Annotated in this window: 20 protein-coding genes; 14 read left to right on the forward strand and 6 right to left on the reverse strand. The window is 51.8% G+C overall.

Annotated elements, in window-relative coordinates; genetic code table 11:
* Window positions 1–97: 97 nt before the first annotated feature.
* The 3 genes from FD25_RS04575 to FD25_RS04585 all read right to left on the reverse strand — a co-directional run bounded on the left by FD25_RS04575 (window position 98) and on the right by FD25_RS04585 (window position 2281).
* Entirely contained in the window at window positions 98–607 is a 510-nt protein-coding gene (locus FD25_RS04575) for a hypothetical protein (RefSeq protein ID WP_057801791.1), read from the reverse strand.
* 236 nt (window positions 608–843) lie between these two features.
* A complete protein-coding gene (rpsN, locus tag FD25_RS04580) occupies window positions 844–1113 on the reverse strand; it encodes a 30S ribosomal protein S14 (protein WP_057733768.1) in 270 nt (89 codons plus the stop codon).
* A 136-nt stretch (window positions 1114–1249) separates the two neighbouring features.
* Entirely contained in the window at window positions 1250–2281 is a 1032-nt protein-coding gene (locus tag FD25_RS04585; RefSeq protein ID WP_057801793.1) for an aldose epimerase family protein, read from the reverse strand.
* Window positions 2282–2572: 291 nt separating this feature from the next.
* On the opposite strand from FD25_RS04585, the gene FD25_RS04590 reads away from it, so the two are divergent.
* Window positions 2573–3388, forward strand: coding sequence for an alpha/beta hydrolase (locus FD25_RS04590; RefSeq protein ID WP_057801795.1), 816 nt, complete (start codon window positions 2573–2575; stop codon window positions 3386–3388).
* A 36-nt stretch (window positions 3389–3424) separates the two neighbouring features.
* On the opposite strand, the gene FD25_RS04595 is transcribed toward FD25_RS04590, so the two are convergent.
* Window positions 3425–4243, reverse strand: coding sequence for a Cof-type HAD-IIB family hydrolase (locus FD25_RS04595; RefSeq protein WP_057801797.1), 819 nt, complete (start codon window positions 4241–4243; stop codon window positions 3425–3427).
* Between the two features lie 254 nt (window positions 4244–4497).
* Between FD25_RS04595 and FD25_RS04600 the strand changes: the two genes are divergently transcribed.
* The 3 genes from FD25_RS04600 (at window position 4498) to FD25_RS04610 (ending at window position 7651) form a co-directional block, all read left to right on the forward strand.
* The gene (locus FD25_RS04600) at window positions 4498–4881 is read left to right on the forward strand and encodes a MarR family winged helix-turn-helix transcriptional regulator (protein WP_057801799.1); all 384 of its coding nucleotides are present in this window, start codon (window positions 4498–4500) and stop codon (window positions 4879–4881) included.
* A 175-nt stretch (window positions 4882–5056) separates the two neighbouring features.
* Window positions 5057–6877, forward strand: coding sequence for a GW dipeptide domain-containing protein (locus FD25_RS04605; protein WP_225428584.1), 1821 nt, complete (start codon window positions 5057–5059; stop codon window positions 6875–6877).
* 345 nt (window positions 6878–7222) lie between these two features.
* Window positions 7223–7651 (forward strand): Spx/MgsR family RNA polymerase-binding regulatory protein, encoded by a 429-nt coding sequence (locus tag FD25_RS04610; RefSeq protein WP_057801801.1) that lies wholly within the window; start codon window positions 7223–7225, stop codon window positions 7649–7651.
* A 57-nt stretch (window positions 7652–7708) separates the two neighbouring features.
* Here the strand turns inward: FD25_RS04610 and FD25_RS04615 are convergent, their stop codons facing one another.
* Window positions 7709–8482, reverse strand: coding sequence for a C40 family peptidase (locus FD25_RS04615; RefSeq protein ID WP_057801803.1), 774 nt, complete (start codon window positions 8480–8482; stop codon window positions 7709–7711).
* A 478-nt stretch (window positions 8483–8960) separates the two neighbouring features.
* On the opposite strand from FD25_RS04615, the gene FD25_RS04620 reads away from it, so the two are divergent.
* From FD25_RS04620 to FD25_RS04650, 7 genes are all read left to right on the forward strand, one after another.
* Window positions 8961–10955, forward strand: a complete 1995-nt coding sequence (locus tag FD25_RS04620; protein ID WP_057801804.1) for a MucBP domain-containing protein — start codon at window positions 8961–8963, stop codon at window positions 10953–10955.
* A gap of 194 nt (window positions 10956–11149) precedes the next feature.
* Window positions 11150–13201, forward strand: coding sequence for a collagen-binding domain-containing protein (locus FD25_RS04625; protein WP_057801806.1), 2052 nt, complete (start codon window positions 11150–11152; stop codon window positions 13199–13201).
* A gap of 125 nt (window positions 13202–13326) precedes the next feature.
* A complete protein-coding gene (locus FD25_RS04630; protein WP_057801808.1) occupies window positions 13327–14349 on the forward strand; it encodes a helix-turn-helix transcriptional regulator in 1023 nt (340 codons plus the stop codon).
* A gap of 256 nt (window positions 14350–14605) precedes the next feature.
* The gene (gene ttdA / locus FD25_RS04635; RefSeq protein ID WP_057801811.1) at window positions 14606–15535 is read left to right on the forward strand and encodes a L(+)-tartrate dehydratase subunit alpha; all 930 of its coding nucleotides are present in this window, start codon (window positions 14606–14608) and stop codon (window positions 15533–15535) included.
* Entirely contained in the window at window positions 15535–16146 is a 612-nt protein-coding gene (gene ttdB, locus FD25_RS04640; RefSeq protein ID WP_057801813.1) for a L(+)-tartrate dehydratase subunit beta, read from the forward strand. The genes ttdA and ttdB overlap by 1 nt, the downstream gene beginning before the upstream one ends.
* A 216-nt stretch (window positions 16147–16362) precedes the next feature.
* Complete coding sequence (locus tag FD25_RS04645) at window positions 16363–17781, forward strand: anion permease (RefSeq protein WP_057801815.1); 1419 nt, start codon at window positions 16363–16365, stop codon at window positions 17779–17781.
* Window positions 17782–17878: 97 nt separating this feature from the next.
* Window positions 17879–18598, forward strand: coding sequence for an SDR family oxidoreductase (locus FD25_RS04650; protein ID WP_057801817.1), 720 nt, complete (start codon window positions 17879–17881; stop codon window positions 18596–18598).
* A 70-nt stretch (window positions 18599–18668) separates the two neighbouring features.
* Here FD25_RS04650 and FD25_RS04655 read toward each other — a convergent pair whose 3' ends face one another.
* On the reverse strand, window positions 18669–19424 hold the full coding sequence (locus FD25_RS04655) for an SDR family oxidoreductase (RefSeq protein WP_057801819.1): 756 nt from the start codon (window positions 19422–19424) through the stop codon (window positions 18669–18671).
* A 239-nt stretch (window positions 19425–19663) separates the two neighbouring features.
* Here FD25_RS04655 and FD25_RS04660 point away from each other — a divergent pair, with 239 nt between their 5' ends.
* The 3 genes from FD25_RS04660 to FD25_RS04670 form a co-directional block, all read left to right on the forward strand.
* Entirely contained in the window at window positions 19664–20536 is an 873-nt protein-coding gene (locus FD25_RS04660; protein WP_057801820.1) for an NAD(P)H-binding protein, read from the forward strand.
* 6 nt (window positions 20537–20542) lie between these two features.
* The gene (locus tag FD25_RS04665; RefSeq protein ID WP_057801822.1) at window positions 20543–20995 is read left to right on the forward strand and encodes an Rrf2 family transcriptional regulator; all 453 of its coding nucleotides are present in this window, start codon (window positions 20543–20545) and stop codon (window positions 20993–20995) included.
* Between the two features lie 183 nt (window positions 20996–21178).
* The coding region (locus FD25_RS04670; protein WP_170207356.1) for a KxYKxGKxW signal peptide domain-containing protein at window positions 21179–24627 on the forward strand (3449 nt) is incomplete at its 3' end.

Here is a 24627-nt window from a genome sequence, read left to right on the forward strand (position 1 = left end):
CTTAACCCCGTAAGTCAGATAATCCAAGTTCGGGATTATCTGACTTACGACGTTAATGCTCACCAGCTAATCGCCTTTTGTCCCACTCTCTTTGGGGTTAAACCGGGGTGTACGGGTTATCGGGGTGATCATCCGTGGTTGATGTGGATGTCGGTTGTGAGCCCTGAGGCGTTGTTGGGGTCGGTTCGCTGAACGGCATGGGTTCGCGTTCGTGGTCCTTTTGTTGGACTAGCGGTGACGTTTGGGCCCAGAAGAGGGGCCATTCGCCGGCGAGCGTCAGGCTTTCAAGCTCTAATTGACCCGTAATCAGAATTTGCTGGGTAATTTGAGTGTGATAGTCCGCCACCAAGTCTTGAATGATGGTCGCGTTACGGGTTAAATCGGCACTACCCAGTGCGGAGAGGTCTGCTTGGTGGGTTTGGCGTAATTGCTTTTCTAAGTCGCGGAGGCGCCGTTCGATGGTCCGCTGGAACTTGGGTTGGTTCTGGGCGTCGTAGGCCACAGCAGGTGCGACACCCACGAAAACAGCTTCGAGGCGGGGATAGTTGTCGTCAAACGAATTGGCTTGTAAGACGTCAAATTCCCACCCAATGGATTCAACTTGCATAGGGAATCTCCTTTGAGAAAATAGTCTAGTGTCCAGTCTACGAAAGGCCAGGGAGCCTGTCAAATTAAAAAAGGCCCCGCCACAAGGGCGGGACCAGGTTAGGTTTGGGTTAGGGTGGGGGAGCAACTCCCCCGAGTGATGGCCGCGCCGCAACACCGTGCAACGGGGAATCACCAAGATATCACGCCTCGGTGAGATACCAGCAGGGCGTGATGTCGGTTAACGGGCTGGCCTAATTACCAGCTGGCCTTCTTAACGCCAGGGATTTGACCCTTGTGCGCTAAGTCGCGGAAGTTTAACCGGGATAACCCGAATTTCCGCATGTAGGCGTGCGGCCGACCATCTAAATGATCGCGGTGGTGCATCCGAACTGGGGAAGCATCCCGGGGTAAGAGGGCCAGTCCGGCGTAATCGCCCGCCGCCTTCAATTCTGCGCGCTTAGTGGCGTATTTGGCGACCGTGGCCTCGATTTTCTTTTCTTTTGCAATCTTAGACTTTTTTGCCATGCGTAAAGCTCCTTTCAAATAAATGATAATTATTACGCTTTACCAGATTACCATGGGGGGTATTTAGTGTCAACTTTTTTGATAACAAATCAATATAAAACGCCACCGAAAATCGGTGGCGTCGCAAGAGGGGACTTTAGTAGGTTAAATCGTAGGAAACGTGGTAGGTCTGGGTCTTGCCGGCTGGCAAGGTAATGTCCCCGAACCCGTCGTGGTTCATAGAATCTGGTAAGTTTTGGGGTTCTAAGGCAACCCCCATGTAAGGTTGGCCGTCGCCGGTGGTGAGTTTCAACGACTTATCGAAGGAGTTCGCCGTGAAGACTACTAAGGCGTTGCGGTCGGATTTCATGGTGACGGAACGCTTGGACTTCGGATCGCTTAACTTGGCGATGGTCCCGTCCGTGGCTGGGTCCAGGTGGAAGACGTCGTCGAAGCCCTTTTCGGGGATGCCTTGAAGCGCGTCAATGGCTTCACCCAGATTTTGACCCTTGGAGAAGTCGTATGGCGTGTCGGCCACTGGAATCATCTTCCCGGTTGGTAACTTTTCGTCGTTTAAGTCGAGGTGTTCGTGACTGTTGACTTGTAATGTTTCGCCAACGATCAACGGTTCGTCACTTAGGTTAAAGTACAGGTGAGACGTTGGGTTGAATAACGTGGTGGCCGTGGCGGTCCCTTCGAAGGTCAACGTGACTTGGTCGTGATTGTCCAGCGTCCAAATGATCTTAGCGGTTAAGTCACCGGGGTAGGAGTCGTCGGTACTCTTGAACGTGTGGGTCAGGATGATCTTCGCGATATCAGGGTCGCTATCATCGATGGTCCCGTCCCAGTTGACGGTGTTAAAGCCATTAGGGCCACCGTGCAGGGTGTTTTTCCCTTCGTTGGTGTCCAAGTGGTAGGTTTGACCGTCAACCGTCACGGTTCCGCGGGTGATCCGGCCACCGGTCCGGCCGATGCCCATGCAAACGTAGAACGGATTGTCGAGATAATTAGTCATTTTATGGTAAGATAACACCATGTTATGTTCACCGTGGTCACCAGGGACCATGAGCTTGTGAAGCGTAGCCCCCCAGCTTAAAACGCCTAATTTAACCCCATTATCATTTTCGATTTCGTATTGGGTGACGGGTTGGTTTTGGTAAGTGTCCCATTTCGTTGCTGTCGTTTGCATAAGCCGTTCCTCGATTCTTTTATAATTAGTTTAATAAAGCGTTTTCATTATAATATCTATTTTATTTTTTGTCCGGATAATTGTCAAATTATTTTCGCTGACAATTTTGGTTAAACGAGCGGTTGAATGGTAATCAATTATTGATATAATAGGATTTTGACCTAATTTAAATTTGTACAGATAAATTATTTAACGAAGTCGTTTAGGGAGTATAAATATTCAGAAAGCGAAACTTACCTTGTGCACAATTAAAAAAACTGGCATAATGAATGAGTTTAGGAGGAATACGGTATGGATAATAAATGGCGTTGGTTACCGGTAGCCCTGGGTGGTGGCTGGTTTAGCTATCACTGGCTAAGTCGGCGAGCCGTCCAGTCGTTGCCCACAGCGGGCCGGAGGGACTGCCAATCGACACCCACGCCAACCTTATTTATTCCGGGATGGGGCGGTAATGCGTGGACCTATAACGGGATGCTACGGTGGTTTGCCCGTCAGGGGTACGCCGCCAAAGTCCTGACGGTACGCGTCGATTACCGTAACCATTTGCATTTTCAGGGGGCCTGGACGGGCCAAGCGGACAATCCGACGATTCAGGTCCTCTTTGACCGGAACCTCACGTTCGATTACCGGCAACAAACCCGCTGGGTCACTCAGATTCTGCGGGCCTTACATCGCCGCTACGGTGTGACCAGCTACAATGCAGTCGCCCATTCTTGGGGCGGCAGTGCGATGGTCCAAAGCCTGGTACAAGACGGGGCCGACCCGTCGTTACCGCGGTTACGACGGCTAGTTTTACTGGGCACGCCGGTGAACGAAGGCCAAGCCAACCAGCCGGATCCCGCCTATCAACGGTTATTAACGTTACGGCAGAATTTATGGGCGAACGCGGGCGCCGAAATCCATAACGTATACGGGCGTTTAGCCGGGCACGCCACGGACGGTCAAGTTCCCGTCTGGCAGGCCACGGCGTTACGCGGAGTGGTGGCGCAAAGCCCGATTCACTATACCGAACACCCGATCCCGGGCTTAGGTCACGGGCGGTTGCACTCCGCACGTAAAATGTGGCAACTGATTGCCCAACTTCTCTGGCTTAAAAAGGACGATTAACCAAGTTGGTTAACCGTCCGAAGAGTTTAGCTTCTTTTAAACTTTTTGGTCTAGAATGGCATCAATCACGTTCAAGACGCCGTCGTGGTCGTTATCCGTGGGCGTAATGAGGTTGGCGACTTGTTTGACGGTAGCGGTACCGTTGCGCATGGCTACCCCAAAACCCACGTGGCGCAGCATCTCCAAGTCATTATCGTTATCCCCGAAGGCGGCGATTTCGCTGGGGGCGATTTGCCAGGCTTGGGCCAGTTGGGTCACACCAATGGCTTTATTCATGTGGGGGGCGATGATGTCGATACTCCCGAAGCCACTGGCGGCTGCATGAATTTGTTGCGGGAATTTCGCGTTTAGTTTCGCCGCCAAAGACTGAATCGTCTGATTCGGCCATTCCCCGTTGATCTTGTAGATGGTGTCTTCAACCGTCGTCAGGTCGTCGACTAGGACGACGTTGTTGAAGTAGTAGGCCTGTGAGGCCGGGTCGTTGGATTGATCGGTCCGGTTGATGTAGGTCCCGTGTTGCCCCGACAAGCGTAAGACTTGGGGGCGGATGGTGTCATCTGCTAGAATGGCCGTAACCACCTCACGAACCACGGGTAACGGAATCGTGGTTTGAAATAACGTGTGACCGTGGTCCACGATGAGGCTACCGTTTTCGGCCACAAAGGTCTGAACGGCGGGCGTCGGGGCGAAGACTTGGTGCAGGTGCCCCAGGTGGTTGCCACTCGCGACGACGAAGCGAATGCCGGCGGTTTGCAGTCGTTGCAGTTGCTGAGCGAAACGGTCGTGGTCGTACTGCCGTTGTTGGTTCAAAAAGGTGCCATCAACGTCCGTTGCAATCATTTTGATTTTTGTCATACTGGACTCCTTAACTGGTTAGAATTTACTAGTCTCATCATACGAAGTTTACAGACAGATTTCAACGACGCAGAAATCGTTAAATCCGCGTTAAATTCACACGAATGGCTAGTGTTTCCATTCGCAATGCTATAAACTATTAATCAAACGGTAACATAAATGCTGAAAATAACGGTTATAATGAATGATTAGTGGGTCATAATAGTAACATCTTAAGAGCTGAAACGACATATTTGAAAGGAAGAATAGTATCTATGACGCAAACGAACGAGCTGAGTCAATCTTTAGAATGGTTTTCCCAATTACAAAAAATTATGCGGCCGGTAACGACCATCAAAACCGACGAAATTACAATTTCTTTGGAACAATTCAACTTGTTACACGCCATTACGGACCAACGAGACGACTTTACCCCCACGAAATTTGCTAACCAAATTGGGGTCTCCAAGTCGATGATCTCGGGCCAAATCTCCCGGTTGTTGCGGGCGGGCCTGATCGAAAGTATCGCCTCCAAGGTTGACCGGCGGCAACATAACCTGAAGTTGACCCCAGACGGTGTCAAGGTTTACACCCAAGTGCGTGGCCAAGTGGTCGATCGCCTGAACCAACTACATGACGACATTTCGAAGATGATGTAGTCGGATGGGTTAGACTAGTTAACTTAATAGACAACAATTGATTAAAGGCCTCTCCTTCGCCAAAATCTTTCAATCGTGTAACAATTGGGTTAAGTTGACCCAACGCTTTCTTGTCTTAGTTATAATGAAAGTGTTGAAAGATTTTTTGGAAACGAATGGAGGGGCTTTTTTGAAAATGAGGGGTAAGCAATATCTGCTTGCAGCGGTAACATTGGGGGTAACGCTGCTAGGATTTACCGCTGGGGGTGCCGATCTCACACCGTCAACGACGGTCGTTGCTCACGCGGCGACGACGATTAACGCAGTTCACCAGGGGATGACCGGTGACGCTAAGACCGTTAATAACGATGCATTTCAAGCGATGATCGATAAATTTAACAATAGTGATGGCGTCACGGTGCACGTTCCCAAGGGAACTTACGTGTTTAACGCGGGTCACGTGGTCCTACACAGTAATATCACGTTTAACTTTGACAAGGGCGCTGTGTTCCGGATTACGAACGGCCAACGGTTAAATATCGCCTATCCAAGTCCCCAAGCGGGCTACGATGGCGGAATTTCGAACGTCACTTGGAACGGCGCAACGTTCCAGGGGGATAACACGGCCTCGGGCCAGAGTGTTTTCGTCCAAAGTATTAACCACGCTAAAAACGTGACGTTCAATAACTGTGTCTTCGACAACGCCGAATCACCAACTGGTCACTACATCGATATCGATGGGAGTCATGACGTGACCGTGAAGAATTCGGTGTTCACCGGGTTCAACGGGTCGATGGATTATAAGGAAGCCATCCAGGTCGATTACTCGAACAAAAAGGCGATGTCCTACAAGCTGGCGGGTGACCAATACGATAACTTGCCATCCTATAACGTGACGGTGGACCATAACCAGTTCTTACCGGTTTCTCGGAAATCGGGACAGGTTCAATCCTACGCGCCGAACCCTATTGGGGAGCACGCCGTCTACAACAAGGGGCAAGCGGGCATCATTCACAACGTTTACTTCACTAATAACACGGTGGTTGATCCTAAGCCGTTATTAGATGATGGGGTGGCGACGATTCACTTTAAGTGTGTGTCGGACCTTTACATCACCGGTAACAAGTTCATCAACCAACACGTGCTGGGGTCCGGGAACTATATTTACTTGTATAACTCACAGCCGGATTACCAGATGTCGAATTTAAACATCACCAACAACACCTTTACCAACGTTAACCCAACGAAACAATACGTTTACTTGGATAGCGGGAGTACGGATAACCCGATGACCAACGTCACGATTAAGAACAACAACATCACGACGCAAAAGAAGGGTGTTCCGTTTGTTCAAAGCAACTTCCCGTTAACTGGCAGTGGTAGTGGTATTCAGATTGGAAATAACAAAATCAAGGTCGCTAAGCCCGTTGCAACGGCGGTCACGACCCCAACGATCACGCAAACCACGGTTAAACCGAATAAGGGACAGAAGCTGAAGAAGCGGCCGCAAACTAATAAGAAAGAAACTTACGTGAGTGGCTTAGATACGCAGCACGCCCAGTTGAAGAGTAACTATAAGACTTACTCGTTATACAATCACATTCGGGGTCACAAGAACTGGAACATCATGAAGTACGACTGGAAGAAGTTGAAGAACAAGCGGGTTTACCTGGACATGCGGGCAACGGCCGACAGTGGTCAGTGGTACCGGATTCGTTTCTCTAAGAATGCCACCACGAAGTACTGGATTCGGAAGGGCGCTTTGCAGTTCGATAAGATCACCATCAGCGAATACAGCAAGGAATTAAACCTGATGAAGATCTACCCCGTCTACAACAACGTCTTTAACGATGCCGACTTGGCTAAGCAGAAGGGGACCACGGCCGATATTAGCGATCGGAAGGTTACGATTACCCACCGAGCTTACCGGACGGACTCTAACGGTAACCAAACGGTGTACTATCAGATGGAAAACGGTCTGTGGACGCGGGCCAGTGCGTTTGATTTAAATTCCTAATGTCCAATAAGGATTTGATTAATTAAATAAGGTTTACTGAAGAGTGGTTGCCAAAACCACTCTTTTTGTGTATTATGGCTTTCAATCGTCAGCATCTTCAAGAAAACTTCACGTTTCCGGCACGAAGTTCTCCGATTCGCCTGCTAAAGTGGGGGTATAGCCTTAAGAAACCCCAGTTTTTCAATTAAAAATTGAGAAAAGGTTAAAAGGTCAGTAAGTTAAGACTAATGGGTTTCATCATTGCCGATTGTGGTGTACAATAATTAACATAAATTAGCACTCAAACAAAAGAGTGCTAAAATCTCAAGTACCTCATCGACAAGCACATCATTGGAGGGCGATTCTATGATTAAAATGTACTTTCACGCTAAAACAACCGCTGTCACGAAAGCAATGAAGTGGCTAGCAAATCACGATGCCATCTTTACGGCACGGGACATTAAAAAACAACCTTTAACCCGGGATGAAATTCTGTACATGTTATCGTTAACGGAAGATGGCACGGACGATTTAATTTCGACCCGGTCTAAAGCCTACAAGGCCCTACCTAATTCGGTTCAAGACATGGGAATGAACGAATTGGTCGAACTATTACAGACCAATCCGGGTATCCTGAAGAACCCAATCGTGGTCGATCGGAACAAGTTGGCTACCGGGTTCGACTTAGAAACCATTCGGGAGTTCGTTCCGGCCTCTTACCGGAAGAAGGAACTGGCTAGTTTCTTCAAGATTTTAAACGGGACCAAGAAGTCCCTGAACGTTTCACCAGCATAGAATAGAGCAAAAAAGCGGTCACCCTTGACGGGTGAGCCGCTTTTTTTGTGGTGTGGATTAACTCAACGTGGCGGGCCGGGCGTAACCGACCGTGTGCCACCAAGACACGTTGGTGGCTTCGGTGACGACGCCGCGAAGTTGCGCGTCGATCATCTTGTGGTTACCGAGATAGATCCCACAGTGGGTGATGTTACCGGTACTGGTCCCAAAGAAGATCAAGTCACCGGGTTGAGCGTTGCTGGCGCTGACGTGCTCGTAGGCGTTGTATTGCGCTTGGGCCGTCCGGGGGAGACTTTGCCCCAGGGCTTGGTTAAAGACGTACTTGGTAAATCCGGAACAGTCAAAGGAACTAGGACCGTTGCCGCCGTAAACGTAGGGCTTGCCCAGTTGAGCCTGTGCGGCCTTCAGAACGGACGCATAAGTTCCGGTTCCCGTAGTGGTCGTGGTGGTTGTGGTGTGGTTATAGGCCTTCGGTTGTAGGTAGCCGTGCCAGATCCAGCCAGAAGCGGTTTTCCGGCCGTTGGTCACGTAATAGTAAAGGTACTTCACGCCGTTTTTCTTAGTGATGTATCGTTTCTGGGTGGCGTGCCAAGTCGTATTCGGGTAGTTCTTTAAGTAGTGAGTTTTCTTCCCAAAGGTCAGGTTGCTAGCCGTGCCCCCTAAGTTGTAGGTCCAACCCGTTGCACTCTTCCGGACGTACTGGGTGTCGGGCATGCTACTGGTGCTGTTAATGGTATTGGTGGTGTTGGCTTCGGCCGTCGTGGCCAGCCCCCAAACTGGTAAAAAGGCCGCTGCGGCGGCGACCGTTAGACTGAGTTGTTTGATTTTCAAAATTATCCATCCCTCGTATGTAGAAGTTTAAGTAGTTGCTTGAGTACACTCTCTAAGATAGCGCTTAGGTTTTACAGCCGAGTTGCGGGTAAATATCATTGCGATTACGCTTTGGCGCGGGACCGTCATATTTTAAGCTGTCGTTAAGTTTGGGACGATTAGGGTTAACGGCTAAATGGATTAGCGAGCTGGTTCATTCCCAATTTTCGACGTTATCGTTTTCATAATTGCCATCATAATTGGGTGGATCTGTATAAAATTAAATTATATACAGTTAGTTAAGAACCGGATGTAACGCTGATATTATTGACAATTATCGCTTATATAAACTTATTTCCAATTTTAAATATACACAATTTAGTGAGAACTCGGCGGGGAAAGGATGGACGTTGCTGGGACCTGAATGCTAGAGTATTAGCTATCTTTTATAAGAGCTATTTACAGGTTATAACGAAATTCAGGTACAGGGGGAGTAAACATGACACAGACAACGTTACGAGCGACTCGGCGCTGGTGGTCTCAAAGCTTGACCGTTGCTAGTTTGACCGCGGTTTGCCTAACCGGGGGATCACTCACGGCAATTGCCAAAACCACGACCGCGGCAGCCGCAACGACCACTGCGGTAAAGTCCAAGGCCGACGAGACCATTGATAGTTGGATGCCTAATGAGCGGCTACAAGAGGCCGTGTTAAAGGCTTTAAAGGACGACAATCCGGATAAAAACTGGCAAAGTGCCAGCGAAGTTACTAAGGACGACATGCAACTTTTGAAGAGTCTCCACGACACGAAAAACGTTTATATCGACGGGAAAACGGACTACTCGTTGGAAGGCCTACAGTACGCCACCAACCTGGAACGGTTGACCTTAGGTGGTGATTTGAATACCCAACCCATCCGGTTGAATGCCGACATCACGGACGTGACACCTTTAAAGGATTTACAGAAGTTAAAGGCCTTGAACCTGCAATATAATCGCTTAAAGGACGTTTCGCCGTTAGCGGGGCTCAAGAATGTGACCCAGATGTCGCTGGGCTGGAACCATATCGAGGACTTTTCGGTTCTGCCGATTAGCCAGTACGACCAGTTCACGTATACGGATCAGTTTATTGAACGGCCAACCGTGAACATTAACGAACAGACCCGTTCAGCGCACCTGAAAGTGGCGCTAAAATTCAAGACCAGTACGCCAGTTGAATTGGAAGCCCCGAACGGGTACGCGCGATTAACCGACTGGACGCCTAACGATCAGATCTTCCGGTCGTACTACTTTAACGGGGGAACGGGGACCCCCGACGGCCAGGGGGGCTTGAAGTTCACCGATATTGTGAATCAAGAACCGGGTCCAACCGAGTTACCGGGGCAAAACGTGACCCCGTTACCGGATAAGTTCTACCTTTTAGGGCAGGACAAAGATAAAGTTTTTAAGGTTGCGCAACCCTACAAATTGGCGGCTGCGGCCAAATCCGTGACGGCTAAATATCAAGATCAGGATGGGAAATCCTTGCACGATGACGTGGTACTCGAGGGTGTGGTCGGTGATTCGTACACCACGGAACAATTGACGATTCCGGGGTACACGTTTAAGGAAGTTCAGGGTAAGCCCCAAGGTGAATTTAGTGATCAGTCCCAGACTGTGACTTACGTCTACACTAAAGATCCCGTGGCGGGACAACCGATCACCGTGTCCTACGTCTCGACGACCGGCGAAACGATTGCGGAGGACGTGACTTTAACCGGACAGGTTGGCGACCCGTACGAGGCTGAACGCCTAGCGATTGCGGGTTATGAGTGGACGTCAGCGGAAGGTGACGAAAAGGGAACGTTTAGTGACCAGGCACATAAGGTAACGATGATTTACACTCCTATCGAGGGTGATGGCGGCAACGGCGATGGAAGTGGGGCCGAAGGGAATGGCGACGGTTCGGAATCCAGCTCTAGCTCTAATTCAGACTCAAGTTCCAGTTCAGAGCCAAGCTCTAGTTCAAGTTCCAGTTCAGATTCCAGTTCTAGTTCCAGTTCCAGTTCAGACTCCAGCTCCAGTTCCAGTTCAGACTCCAGTTCTAGTTCCAGTTCAGACTCCAGTTCCAGTTCTAGCTCAAACTCAAGTTCCAGTTCCAGTTCCAGTTCCAGTTCAGAGCCAAGTTCCAGTTCTAGTTCTAGTCAGTCCATTCCCGCGGTGACTGATGAACAGGATGACGATATAACGGGGGGCCCGGGCACTATTGGCCCGGCAGGACCGTTTGAGGGGGGCTTAGATTCGGACCAACCCGGTGGCAGTTCGACGCCGGGATCCCAACCATGGGGGGAAGATCTGACCCCAACCGTGTTCCCTAGTCAGGGTGCCCCGGTGGTTGACGGTGATTTACCCCAAACGAATGAGCATCCAGGGCGCATTGGCGTTTGGATTGGCGCCGCATTGTTAGTGACGATGGCACTAAGTGGGTTTAGTCGCCGGACGCGTCAAAATAAATAGTTAAGTTTAGGGCCAACTTTGGGATAGTTGGCCCTTTTTGGAGTTGACAAATTCGAGAAACAGTATTAGATGCGAATTGATAAAATGGTTATAATTTTTTATTTAAAATAATTTTGTTATTTATATTGATTGTTCCCAGAACTAGAGTCAAAATGAAGGAGGAATTTAGACCAGGAAGGTAGGGATAACTAAGTATGGAAACTAAACAAACACATTTTAAGATGTATAAGAGTGGCCGTAAGTGGGTTTTTGCTTGTGCACTGGTGTTAGCTCTCGGGGGCGGCGCAACGGTGGCACATGCGGACAGTCAGACAACCAACTCTAGCAGCCAATCCGCAACATCTCAGGTGGCAACGACTAGTAGTTCAACAACGTCATCGTCAACGACGGATTCGTCTACGCCGTCGGCCAGTGGTGACTCGTCGGCTACAGTGACTGAGTCTACGTCAACGACGCAGACGTCGGGAACGGCTAAGGTAACGACGGATGATTCGTCGGCTAAGTCGACCACCACGCCGGAAACGACCCAGCCAAGTGCGGCGAAATCGTCTTCGGTAACCCCGGCGTCAGCCAACTTAGACCGGAACTCCCAGTCCACGAAATCCGCCGTAACTAACGACAAAGTAACCCAAAAGTTGGCCGCCAATCGGCAACTAGCCAAGCGGTTTGCCCATGCTGCTAGGACAGTTGCTCAACCAACAGCAGCCACCAGTGTTCAATCCGGGGGGAGCGTTTACGACGACTATCCAACGATTGAACAAGACAATCTGTTGGGCGTGTCGTCGGCCTTCCACATCTTTGCACGGGATGCAGAATTAAATGCCCACACCAACGGGAACGTGGCCGTCCAAAACCTGGTGGGTAACGTTAACTTCGGGACTAACATTATTGAAGAATTGCTGGATAAAGATATCTCGTATATCCAAAATATTACTAATATTGCGAATAGTTCCTTCGTTTCTGCGGGACCGACGCGGGAAAATAAAGTGGTGTTTGGTGAGGGCATCACTATCGATCTGAGTACGCCCGACCGGCCGTTGGTCAACGGAACCTATATCGATCACTTACTGTCGTCCGAAGTGTACCAAGACCAAGGTGGTCAGACTTACATAGACTTTGATAAGGAATTTGAAAAATTACGAACGAAGAACGCGAACTTTGCGGCCTTACCGAGCGTGCAGGATTACACGGCCGCGGACTTTGCCGACCGGAATAACCGGGTCATTGACGTTACGGACATGACGCCGGACGAAAATGGCCGGATTGTTCTGAACTTGTCGCCGGACGTTTTGCAAGGGGATACACCACTGACGATTAAGGGGCTATCACCGGATGCCGACGGGAACACGATTATCATTAACGTGGATACAGGGAGTGATCCCGACTATCATATCATGTCACAGATCAAGATTGTTTACAGCGACGGAACCGACCGGAATAATCAGGAAACCGAGGACTTTGGGGATAACCATTTACTGTGGAACTTTGTCGACCGTTCGGCGACCGACCAACAGTACACGGGGACCGTTCACGTAGATCGGCCGTTCCAGGGGAGCGTGTTGGCCCCATCTGGGACAATCATCGCCAACCAGAACCTTGATGGAAACATCATTGCCGATAAGGTCGTGGTGAATGCTGAAACCCACCGGTGGGATTTGCAGGATAATGGGAATGAAGAGCCTAAAGATCCCGATCCCGATGTTGCCGTGACGATCCCAGGTATTGACGTTCCGCTACCAGAACCGGAGCCAGAACCGGAAACACCGGAGCCAGAACCAGAACCAGAAACACCTGAACCAGAAACGCCGGAACCGGAAACGCCAGAACCGGAAACACCTGAACCAGAAACGCCAGAACCAGAAACGCCAGAACCAGAAACGCCGACGACTGAAGAACCCGACGTGGAAGAAGAAACGTCTTACGGTCATCACCATCAGGATGATGAGATCGTCGAAGAGTTTGAAGATGAGGTAGCGGCGGACACGACCGAAGCACAACGGGAAGTCACGTTAACGAAGTTGGAAACGGCTATTGCCGAAGCCAAAGCCGCTCACGACACCACGTTAGCTGCCCAACTGGAAACCATTGAACAGCAACTCTTGGTTGCCATGGGTCGGGGGACCGGCGTGGGAACCGGCTTGCCACAAACCGGCGAGGTCCACAGCAATTGGGCCCAACTGTTAGGCTTGACCTTAGCGGGCAGTCTATTAGGTGGCTGGTTGGTTCGGCGGAAACGTCAAAACTAAACTAATTTAATAGATTGGTAAAAGCGGTGAACGATAACGTTCACCGCTTTTGTCTGGGGCGATGTCGGAGGTTATGGTAGAATGAACCCACAACATGGAGAGCAAAGAACAAAGAAGTGACGGACATGGAAACTCACGAAAAGTACCTGGATCACGTCCAGGTGGACTACGACCTGTTAGTGTATACGGTCGGCAGTTATCATTACAATTGGCACCATCAAATCGAAATCTTATGGTTGTTGGCGGGTGACGTCGAGGTCAACGTCGACGGTACCCGGCACGTCTTACACCAAAACGACCTGTTGGCCATCAACTCCAACTGCGGTCACGCCACCTTTGCGTTGGCTGGTAACTGTATTGCGCTACGGCTGCACCTTGATCCGGCGTTCTTTACCCGACAGGGAATTGACCTGAGTCACGGCCAGTTCGAGTTGAACAGTGCCGCTTTGAAACTTAACGTGGCTTACGCGCCGTTGCGCCAAGCCTTGGCCCAACTAGCCTTGGCACCGCAACGGGCCGCCAGTGCCTTTGAACGTAACGCGTTAATTTACCGGATCACGGCACTCCTGTGGCGGCGTTTTTTTAACGCCAACGCCCCGACGCGACATCTGCCCCAACGCCGGCAAGGCTCGATTGAAAACGTGATGGCGTATTTGAATAACGCCTACACGCAAGATGTGACGTTGGAAACGGCCGCGCGGGTCGGTAATTATTCCCCGTCGTATTTATCGCGGATCTTTAAGGAAGAATTGGGCATCAACTTTTACGAGTACCTGGTGCGGTGCCGGTTGCAACACGCCGTTCAGGACCTCAGCGAGACTCCCCAGAAGATCGGGGACATTGCGCTGGCTAACGGCTTTAAGGAGATTAAGTCGTTTAACCTAATGTTCAAAAAACACTTTGGCCAAACGCCGTCGACCTATCGGCAACAGCTGTCCCCGACGGTGCGCTCCCAAAACGACCACTTTAAGCGTGCGTTGACCCCCGCCCAGTCGCGGATGGTGCAGGACCGCTTGGCGCAAGTAGCAGCCGCCGAACACGGTGACGTGGTCAGTCCGTGTGAAACTTGCGTTTATCGGTTACACGAGCGGGACTATCAGGACTTAAAGGCCAAGGTCGCTCAGTTAAAAAATGTGTTGAGTCGTTAAAATGGGATTACCCGATTCTTATGATGGGGTTCCCCGCCATTTTCGGTTGATTGGTTAACGTCTCACCACCAGGTTCCCTCACCATCAGGCTTTTAGCCGGAACGTGAGGGGACCTTTTTTTATGGTTAAAAATCGAGTGGGCGATTCTTGTGATTTTGAAGGCGGGAGTTACGACCAACGAGGTCCGTATTTAACGGTTAGTTTTGGGACCGGTTTCTGGGTAAGCTAGGACTTGTAAATAAGGAGGGCGAAACTTATGGATACCATGACATATGATTACACCGAACCGGTGCTATCACCCAAGGGCCAGAAGATGCGCGACATTTTGGCCGATTACATCACCGTTGTGAGTCACCGCTTGCCTGATGACGTCACCAAAAAATTAGTCGAATTATCTAAAATCGAAGTCGATCCGTTACAGCGTCTGATCTACGACACCATGATGGAAAATCAGATGTTGGCGGGGAAGCTAAAGCGGCCGAGTTGCCAAGACACGGGGGCCTTACAGTTCTTCATCAAGTGTGGGGCTAAGTTCCCGCTCTTGAGCGAACTCAACGCGATTCTAAAGGACGCCGTTTACCGGGCGACCAAGCAAGCCCCGTTACGGCACAACGCGGTCCAAACCTTTGACGAGTTCAACACAGGCATGAACATCGGCGACGGGATCCCGTCCGTCTTCATGCAAATCGTTGACGACAGTGCCGACATTGAAATGTACGTTTACATGGCCGGGGGCGGTTGTACGTTACCCGGTGAGGCCAAAGTCCTGATGCCCGGTGAAGGGTACGAAGGGGTCGTGCGGTTCGTGATGGACCGAATGACCAGTTACGGGATCAACGCCTGCCCCCCATTATTAGTGGGGGTCGGGGTCGGCACCTCCGCGGAAACGGCGGCACTGAACTCTAAGCTGGCCCTGATGCGGCGGGTCGATAGTGTCAGCCCGAATAAGAATGCCGCGAAGCTGGAACACTTGCTGGAAGATGGCATCAACAACATTGGCTTAGGTCCGCAAGGCTTTGGCGGGAAGGCCTCCGTCATGGGCGTCAACGTGATCAACACGGCCCGGCACCCATCCGCCATTGGGGTCGGCGTCTCGACCGGTTGCTGGTCTCACCGGCGCGGCAAGATTAACTTCGATAGCGACCTAAACTACGATTTACCACTGAACGAGGGGGTTGAACTCTAATGAAAACCTGGCATTTAACCACACCGATCGCCGACGACGATATCAAGGACATTCGCATCGGGGACATCGTTTATCTGAACGGCTCGATGACCACCTGTCGTGACGTGGCGCACCGGCGATTAGTTGAAGAACACCGGCCGTTACCGATTGACGTAGCCAACAAGGCCATCCTGCACGCGGGTCCGATTATTAAGGCCAACGACGACGGTACCTACGAGATGGTGGCGGTCGGGCCGACGACCAGTATGCGGATGGAGAAGTTTGAAGAAGACTTCGTCAAGGAAACCAACGTTAAGTTGATTATTGGCAAGGGCGGCATGGGCCCCGGCACTCAGGCGGCCTGCAAGAAGTATAAGGCCCTCCACCTGGTTTATCCGGCCGGCAACGCAGTTTACGCGGCATTGCACGTCGAAAAGATTGTGGACGCGCAGTGGAAGGATCTGGGGATGCCCGAAACTCTCTGGTCCTGCCAGGTGAAGGATTTCGGTCCGCTGATTGTCTCCATCGATACCAACGGTGACAACCTATTTGAAAAGAACAAGATTGAATTTAACAAGCGTAAGGAAGCCGAAATCAAAAAGATTGACGCCCAAGTTAAATTTATCAAGTAACGTGCCAGCCACGAAAAACGGTACTTGGTTGGGATCGAAACGTCACCGATAGGAGTCGGTGATCAGGTGCCCCACACCCAATCCCCGAGGACCGATCCGACTGGCACCCACGATAAGGCAAGCACCTCAGACTAGGGCCGATTGGGGCTCTGAGCTGAGGTGCTTTTTTTACCCAGACTTGTTCACTGGGTCACAACACAAACGGAGGTTTTGCAGATGACGTTACATCGAGTTCATTACAAAAAGATGCTTTGGCCGGTGGTGATCGGCCTATTGATTTGGTTGACGGCGCCGTTTCGACCGGTCGGGCTTTCCCTGATTGCCTGGCACATGCTGGCCATCTTCGTCGCCACGATTATCGGCTGCATCACCCAGCCGTTACCGATTGGGGCGGTCGCCATCATCATGCTGACGCTGGCGGCTTTACTGGGCGTGATTCCGGTCGACGAGGCAATCGACGGGTTCGGGGACAGTACGGTCTGGATGATTGCCATGGCCTACTTCCTGTCGCGGGGGTTCGTGAATACGGGCTTGGGCCGGCGAGTCGCTCTGATTTTCGTGCGGCTCTTCGGCAAGAAAACGCTGGGGCTAGCCTATTCGTTGATTGGCGTGGATCTAGTCACGTCCCCGGCGACGCCCAGTAACACCGCTCGGGCGGGGGGCATCGTCTTTCCGATTATCGAATCGCTAGCCGGTGCGTACGGGTCGACGCCTAAGAACGGAACGGAACGTAAGGTGGGCTCGTTTCTGATCTACTCGGCCTTTCACGGCAACATCGCCACCAGTGGCCTGTTCATGACCGCGATGGCGCCTAACCTGATCGCCGTCGCCTTGGCTAAATCGATGCACGTTCAGATCACCTGGATGGGGTGGTTCCTGGCGGGGAGCGTGCCGGGGTTGATTTGTCTGATCTGTGTGCCGTATTTGATTTATAAGATGTACCCGCCGGAGGTCAAGGACACGCCCAACGCGCGGGCTTGGGCCGACGGGGAACTGACCAAGATGGGCAAGTTATCGTTACCCGAAAAATTAATGGGCGGGATTTTCTTACTGGCGTTGGTGTTATGGATGTTATCGAGTTTTATTGGGTTAGACGCCACGCTGGTTGCCTTTTTGGCCGTTTCCCTGTTACTCTTCACCGGGGTATTGTCGTTACAGGATATCCTGCACGAGACCGGAGCCTGGAACACGTTACTGTGGTTTTCTATTCTGATTCTGATGGCCGGTAAGTTGAATAGTCTGGGCTTTATTCCCTGGCTGTCACAAAGTATCGGGCAGAGTTTACACGGGGTTCACTGGAGCATCGTGTTACTGGTCTTACTCCTGGTCTACTTCTACGCACACTATCTGTTTGCGGGGGCCACGGCCCACGTGTCGGCGATGTACGGCGCCTTTCTGGGGGTGGCCATTTCCGCCGGAGCGCCGCCGATGTTAGCAGCGTTATTATTGGGTTTTGACGGCGCCATTTTTAGCTCGACCACCCACTACGCCAACGGGCCGTCGTCAATCATGTTCGGCCCGGGTTACGTTACCCAACGCGACTGGTGGCGCATGGACTTTATTTTAGGCCTGTTCTACCTGGTCGTTTGGGGTGGCATCGGGAGTTTATGGATGAAGGTCATCGGCATGTGGTAAACTCGAAATGAAAGCGCTTTATAAAAACGACTTTCCTTAGTTGGAAGGTCGTTTTTAGTCTAAAATAGGCGTTAATCATGAATAGGAGGCAATTTGTATGACACTTGCACAACAACGCGTTTTAATCGTCGGGGGCACCTCTGGCTTTGGCTTTGAGGTGGTCCAACAGGCCCTGGCAGCCGGGGCCCAGGTTCACCTGATCGGTCACCAACCGGACCGGGTCCAGGCGGCCTTGAAACGATTGGCCGCTGCCGGACCCGCGGTTCAGGGGACGGCGTTAAACGCGCAGGACCCCCAGGCCCTCCGCGACTTTTTTGCGGCCCAAATGCCGTTTGATCACGTGCTCTCATTTCTAGGGGGCGCCATGGGTGGCGGGTTTCTGGATAACTCGGTGGCCGCCATTCGACAAGCCATTGAGGACAAGTTTTTCACCAACCTGCAGCTGGCACAACTGGCGGCGACGCACCTAAACGACCACGGCAGTCTGATTCTGACGTCCGGAGCGGGAGGGCATCCCGCCGACGCGTCGGGGGCTATCGTGGGGAACCAGGCCATTAATACCCTAGTAGCGGGGTTGGCCGTGGAAATGGCGCCGGACTATCGAGTGAACGCGGTCGCTCCAACTTGGACGCCCACCGGTCTTTGGCGCAACTTGAACGAACAGCAGAAAGCCGCCCAGATCAAGGCGTTTAGTGCGGGGGTCCCGTTGAAGCGGGTCGCCACGGTCGGGGAGGTTGCTTCGGCCTACCTATACTTGATGCAAAACGATTACGTGACGGGGCAAGTTCTGGCGGTCGACGGAGGGGTGGACCTCTAGGCTAGCGCACCATGAGGACACCAAAAGTGGGACCCGAGCGGAGTTAACGCTGCGGGTCCCACGGCTTTTTTCACGGGCGAATTGAAGACGTCCAGCCCTTGTCTACGGAAACGATAACCCCGTTGACGTCGCTAGCTTGGTTGGTCGCCAAGAACAGGGTGGTTTGAGCAATTTCGTTACTGGTCCGGGTGGCAACTTCCAACCCGCCGGCTTCCTGGGCTCGCCGGACGCGTAATGGTTCGACAATATCGGCTTGAATGTTTCCGGGCGTGATGGCGTTGACCCGAATTCCGTTAGTTGCGGCCCGGTTTGCTAGCTTTTTGGTGAGGGTGGTGATGGCCCGTTTAGCTGCCGTGTAGGCCGTTTCCGTCTGATCGCTAGTGAGTTGACCAACCGTGGCCACGTTAACGATAACGCCGTGGTGTTGGCGGGCGAAATAGGGGAGGACCTCACGCGTGACCGTTGTGACACTGGCCGTATGGGTCGTGGTGACCTGATCCCAGAGTTTGTCGCCGAAAGTCTCCGGGGAAATCAACGGGGTCATCGCCCCGGCGTGATTGATTAAGCCGTCCAACCGACCGAAGTGGTGAATGGTGGTGGTCAGTAGGGCCCGTACGGCGGCGGGGTTCAGCACGTTGGTTGGTACCGCGATGGCGGTGAACCCCGCAGTCGTCAAGTCGTTGACCGTGACGGTAAGCGCCAATCCGGGAACGTCGGCGGCCACGATTTTGGCCCCCGCTTGGGCCAGCAGACTGGCCGTCTTGCGTCCAATTGCTGAGCCGGCCCCCGTAATTAACATAACTTGGTTCGCTAGTAGTTGATCCATCGAAATCACTCCCTTATATAATCATCTTCATTAAAGCATAGTGTTTTAAGAACGGGCTAAGCAGACCGTTAGCCGGGAGTAAGAGGTCTATTAAAAATGCTCATAGTTTCACTAATAAACGGTTAATCTTGGGATAAGCGCCAAACGTTTGGATGAGTGAGGATGGAAAATTGACAGATTTGGCAAAAGATGTAACAATACGAGTAACAACTAGAACTTAACGAAGGGAAGTTTTGCGGATGCGTTACGTGATTACGGGAGCAACGGGGCATTTAGGCCAAACGGTGGTGCGCCATTTAGCGCAATTAGTTGCGCCTCAGGAGATGGTGTTAGGGGTGCATACGCCGGCGAAGGCCGCTAATTTTGCCGCGCAAGGGATGACGGTTAAGGGGCTGGATTACCAACAACCGGCCACCGTCCAAGCGGTGTTGCAGGATGCCGACGTGGCCATCTACATTCCCAGCAAGAGTCATGACAGTTTCAGCCGGGTCACCGAATTTGAGCACGTCTTAACGGCCGTGGAACGGGCCAACGTGGGACATTTGATCGTGATGGGTTTCATCGCCGATCAGGCGACGAACCCGTTTGCGCTGTCCGCCTTTTACGGCTACGTGCCCCGGCGTCTCGCCCAGACGGCGCTATCGTACACGATTTTACGGAACGCCTTGTACGCCGATCCGTTGGTGCCCTATTTGCCGGAACTAATTGACCGCCAGAACGTCATTTACCCAATGGGGGATGCGTCGTTAAGCTTCATTAGCCTAGAAGAAAGTGCTGCGGCGTTTGCGAAGGTGGCGGTGACTCCGGCGCTGTGGACCCAAACGACCTATACGTTAACTCAGGAACGCTCCTACACCATGCCCGCCTTGGCCCGGGTTTTAAGTGATGTGAGTGGCCATTCAATCGGGTACGCCCCGGTGACGTTACGCCAGTTTGCCGAGATGTATAACCAAGGCAACGAAGGTCACATGCTGGCCTCGATGTATGCCGGTGGGGCCCAGGGCCTGTTGGCAACGGTGACGGATGATTACCGTAAGATCATGGGCCGGCCCGCCCAAAACTTACCGGAGTTCCTGACGGCTACGCTCAAGCGACGGGCTCAGGGGAGGTGAACAGGGATGCGGTATTCGCATAAACTAAGCGATGCGGTACACATTCTAGCGTATATCGAGATTTATCACGACGATAGCCTATCTAGCACCGCGATTGCGGCCAGTGTGGAATCTAATCCGGCGTTGGTTCGTCGTTTGATGGTGGCGCTACGCCAGGCCCACCTGCTGACCACGCAACAGGGGACCTCCCAGCCACGACTGACCCGCTCACCGAGTGACGTGACGCTGTTAGACATTTATCGGGCCGTTGAGGATGAGCCCAATCTCCTCCACGTTGATGACAAGACCAACCCGTTGTGCATCGTGGGTGGCAACATCCAAGCAACGCTCAGAGAGGCGTATCAGGAGGTTCAACACGCTGCCGAAACGCAGATGGCTCAGATTACTTTGGAACGGCTGATCACCCAGATTTGGACCCGCCAACGGCAACGGGAAGCCGCAGATCAAGCAGAAAACTGAACTTAACGGTTCTTACAGAAAATGGACACCTTTAATCATTTGGGGTGTCCATTTTCATATCCACAATAACTGTTTTGATGGGAAATTAATATTTATTTTAACAATTTTATAGACATACTATGTGCTAAACTGAATGGTGAATAGATTCGATACGTATGGCCATAGAGACAGGGGTGGATGAGGATGAGAGGATTGACGCCGAAACGCCAGTCTGAGTTGCGGAGAAGCAACCAGAAGACACATTTTAAACTTTACAAGGCAGGGACTAAGTGGGTCGCTGCGGCCATTTCAGCAATTGGGGGATTGCTGGGAATGGGCCTGACCACCACGGTGACGGCCTCGGCGAATACTAACGTGGGGGTCGCTCAGTCAGTGGATGCCGACGATGTCGCGGCAACCCAGACTAAGGGGACCATTCCGGCCACGTCGGAGTCCACGGCGTCGACCAGTGAATCAGCCTCGGTCTCGACCGTGATTTCGCAGGGATCGGTGGCCTCGGGGAGTACTGCCCAACGTTCCGTATCAGACAATGAAAGCGCCTCGAACCAATCACGAACGGGCGATAGTGTCAGTCAACGGCAAGGCAGCGATACCAGTGAGTATCAAGCCTACTCGACCGCCAAGACGTCTACGGCGACGGCTCAACTGTCGACCCAACTGCAGCAAATCTCGGACTCGGAAGCCAGTTTACAGGCGACCGGTTCGCTGACGGTTCAACAACAGTCCGAGGTCTCAGCGTCGGAAGCCAGCCTAAGCGATGTCTCGCAATCGGCCTCGCTGTCGCGGAGCACGGCAGTTCAAAGCCAATCGGCCGCTAATAGTCTGGCTACTAAATCCGCTTCAGCTTCTCAAATTCAAGCGGAAAAGTCCGTTGATCAATCACAAAAACTAGCGTCAACCGTTAGTTTACAGCGGGTACAAGATAGCGCCTCGTTATCAGCGCAAGATAGTACCATTGCGTTTGAAAGTGCCTCCATGTCGGCGGTGGGGTCACAATCGGTAAGTTATGTTATGGGAACTTCGGCGTCCATTTATAGCCAGAACTTAGCGTATGCTTCGGCCTCTCAGAGTGTTTCGAATATGAGAAGCAACATTGAGTCTGAGTATGCAGACTCCGTTGCTTCCGTCAATAGTATTTATGAGATTATCGCGGATCGTATGGGGGCCTCTTTGGCCGACAGTGCGTTAACTGAAAAATCGGCTGAAGAAAAGTCGCTGTTATCGGAAGTTAATAGTGAAGACGCCAAGAATTCTGATGTTAGTACCGCAATTGCTAAGAATTCGGAATCCAATGAAAGTCTTTATTCAGCGACGTCCACGGCCATGGACTCGGTCTCAACGGCGCTAACCTCGATGACGACCTCAGTATCGTTTGCCAGTCTAAGTGAGTGGTCCTTATCGGAGAAAAGCCAGGAATCAGCCGTCTCAACGTTCGAGGCGAACTTGGGTAGCACGACGAGTCAGGCGGCTAGCCAGCTCTCCATGTTGTCAGTCAGTGAAGCTAGCATGAGTAACTTGTCGCTGGCGGATCAGAGCGTTTCGTTAGCGACACGGGTGACCGCGGCCAGCCAAGTCAATTCGGTGGTGACCGACCAATTAACGAGTTTAACCACCAGTGTGCGTCAAGGTGACCAGCAGACGGCGTCATTAAGCACGGCGGAAGCCAGTTTGAGTCAACGAATTGCTTCGGACCAAAGCGAGTGGTCGGTGGCCGTTAATTCGCAATCGGCGGCATCAGCCAGCAAGGAGCAAAGCCTATCGACGCAGTCGGCCTCAATTTCTGAAATTCAACGGGAGAAAGCATCGCAGAGTGTGGCGACTCAAAATGCTTCAACGTCGGCTGAGACTTCTACGTCAACGGCGAGTCTGTCGACCCGTTCAGATGGGATAACGAGCACGGTTTCGGCCACTTCTTTTGCGGTCTCGGATTTTGTTAACCAGTCACAGGCGCTTTCCGCGGAACTCGATCAGGCTTCGGCTAGTTTAGTCAGTGCTATTGAAGGCTCAACAACCTTAACGAACAGTAATTATCGATCCTTAACGAGCTTAGCGGATGCCTCAACCGCGATGCTGAGTACCAGTACGGCAATTGCATCGGGCGTCGCGAGTCTGAGCGCACAATCCGTCACGGAAGCTGAGGTGTCGTTATCGGTGACGTCATTGTCCTTGGCGAGTGAGCAGCTACAATCTGAAGCGGTGGCCTCCTTAGCCTCTGCGGTGACGGGGAGTGCGGCCAGTCTAACGGAACGACAGGCTTCATTAACGAATGCGGTCGCCTCAGTATCAACGGCGGAAGCTAGTGTCAGTCAAGCGTCCGCTAGCCAAGCGTCGATGGTGGCTAGTCAAAGTGCGTCACAATGGGCGGCCAGTGTGGCGTCGGTGAGTGCTAACGAGGAGAGTGCAGCCTCGATTAATCAACTTAACTCGACGGGCTCCGAAGCGGCAGATAGTCTGGCGCAGGTCGTCAGTGAAACGAGTCAGGGGGATGCCAGTGTCAACTCGGCAGAAACGAGTTTGTCACAGCAGGTTAGTCGCGACCAGAGTCAGTGGTCCGTAACGCTGGACTCGACTTCGGTTCTCGTGGCAAGTGAGAGTCGCAGTTTATCGCAGGCCCAGGCCTCGACGTCGATCAATCAACGGGTATCCTTATCAGTTAACCATTCAGAAGCCGTGGCGTCGACCAGCCAGGCTAATTCCCAGTCGCTAGAGAATCTAGCCAGTCAGTCAGCAAATACCTCTGAAATGACCGCTTCCGTGTTAGATTCTACGGCGAGTTTGACCAGCATCGTTCAGTCGGTGAGTCAAGCGACTTTCATTATCACCTCAAATGTTAATGATAATGGGTCGACACAGGCGACTTCGGCAGTCTTGAACAGCCTTAACCAGGACTCTCAGAGTTTGGCAACGGAAGAGTCACAGTATTCGACCGTTTTAACCAGCTTAAGTAATTTATCCGTGGCGGCGTCCGTAACGTCCATTTCCTTAGCATCACTGTCAGCGAACAGCGCGCAACAACAGTCGATGTCGGTATTGAGTTTGGCTAGTGAAGCCTCCGAGAGTGCCGCAAGTTTGTCGACCCACAAAGAGTCGGTGATGAGTGCAGCGGCTTCAGTGTCGACGGCGGAAGAGAGTGCTAGTGAGAAGAGTAAGTCTGTGGCTGAGTCGGTTGCAGCATCAACAAGTAAGTCTGTTTCGGAAAGTGAATCAACTTCAACGAGTGAGTCGTTATCTGTTTCGGAAAGCGAGTCAACCTCAACGAGTGAATCGTTATCGTTAAGTACGTCGACGTCAACGAGCCAGTCGTTATCCGTTTCGGAAAGTAAATCGACCTCAACGAGTCAGTCATTATCCGTTTCGGAAAGCGAATCAACTTCGACGAGTGAGTCGTTATCTGTTTCAGAAAGTGAATCGGCCTCGACGAGTGAATCGTTATCGTTAAGTACGTCGAATTCGACGAGCCAGTCGTTGTCCGTTTCGGAAAGTAAATCGACCTCAACGAGTCAGTCATTATCCGTTTCGGAAAGTGAATCGACTTCGACGAGTGAGTCGTTATCTGTTTCGGAAAGTGAATCAGCTTCAACGAGTGAATCGATATCGTTGAGTACGTCGACTTCGACGAGCCAGTCGTTATC

The organism is Levilactobacillus acidifarinae DSM 19394 = JCM 15949, assembly GCF_001434835.1.
Classification (GTDB): Bacteria; Bacillota; Bacilli; order Lactobacillales; family Lactobacillaceae; genus Levilactobacillus; species Levilactobacillus acidifarinae.

Excerpts from the sequence above, each read along its gene's own strand:
- ttdA (WP_057801811.1), top strand. The coding sequence starts at position 14,606 with ATGGATACCATGACATATGATTACACCGAACCGGTGCTATCACCCAAG.
- FD25_RS04610 (WP_057801801.1), top strand. The coding sequence starts at position 7,223 with ATGATTAAAATGTACTTTCACGCTAAAACAACCGCTGTCACGAAAGCA.
- FD25_RS04585 (WP_057801793.1), bottom strand. The coding sequence starts at position 2,281 with ATGCAAACGACAGCAACGAAATGGGACACTTACCAAAACCAACCCGTC.
- FD25_RS04620 (WP_057801804.1), top strand. The coding sequence starts at position 8,961 with ATGACACAGACAACGTTACGAGCGACTCGGCGCTGGTGGTCTCAAAGC.
- rpsN (WP_057733768.1), bottom strand. The coding sequence starts at position 1,113 with ATGGCAAAAAAGTCTAAGATTGCAAAAGAAAAGAAAATCGAGGCCACG.
- FD25_RS04605 (WP_225428584.1), top strand. The coding sequence starts at position 5,057 with ATGAGGGGTAAGCAATATCTGCTTGCAGCGGTAACATTGGGGGTAACG.
- FD25_RS04645 (WP_057801815.1), top strand. The coding sequence starts at position 16,363 with ATGACGTTACATCGAGTTCATTACAAAAAGATGCTTTGGCCGGTGGTG.
- FD25_RS04665 (WP_057801822.1), top strand. The coding sequence starts at position 20,543 with ATGCGGTATTCGCATAAACTAAGCGATGCGGTACACATTCTAGCGTAT.
- FD25_RS04630 (WP_057801808.1), top strand. The coding sequence starts at position 13,327 with ATGGAAACTCACGAAAAGTACCTGGATCACGTCCAGGTGGACTACGAC.
- FD25_RS04600 (WP_057801799.1), top strand. The coding sequence starts at position 4,498 with ATGACGCAAACGAACGAGCTGAGTCAATCTTTAGAATGGTTTTCCCAA.
- FD25_RS04660 (WP_057801820.1), top strand. The coding sequence starts at position 19,664 with ATGCGTTACGTGATTACGGGAGCAACGGGGCATTTAGGCCAAACGGTG.
- FD25_RS04625 (WP_057801806.1), top strand. The coding sequence starts at position 11,150 with ATGGAAACTAAACAAACACATTTTAAGATGTATAAGAGTGGCCGTAAG.
- FD25_RS04650 (WP_057801817.1), top strand. The coding sequence starts at position 17,879 with ATGACACTTGCACAACAACGCGTTTTAATCGTCGGGGGCACCTCTGGC.
- FD25_RS04655 (WP_057801819.1), bottom strand. The coding sequence starts at position 19,424 with ATGGATCAACTACTAGCGAACCAAGTTATGTTAATTACGGGGGCCGGC.
- FD25_RS04590 (WP_057801795.1), top strand. The coding sequence starts at position 2,573 with ATGGATAATAAATGGCGTTGGTTACCGGTAGCCCTGGGTGGTGGCTGG.
- FD25_RS04595 (WP_057801797.1), bottom strand. The coding sequence starts at position 4,243 with ATGACAAAAATCAAAATGATTGCAACGGACGTTGATGGCACCTTTTTG.
- FD25_RS04575 (WP_057801791.1), bottom strand. The coding sequence starts at position 607 with ATGCAAGTTGAATCCATTGGGTGGGAATTTGACGTCTTACAAGCCAAT.
- ttdB (WP_057801813.1), top strand. The coding sequence starts at position 15,535 with ATGAAAACCTGGCATTTAACCACACCGATCGCCGACGACGATATCAAG.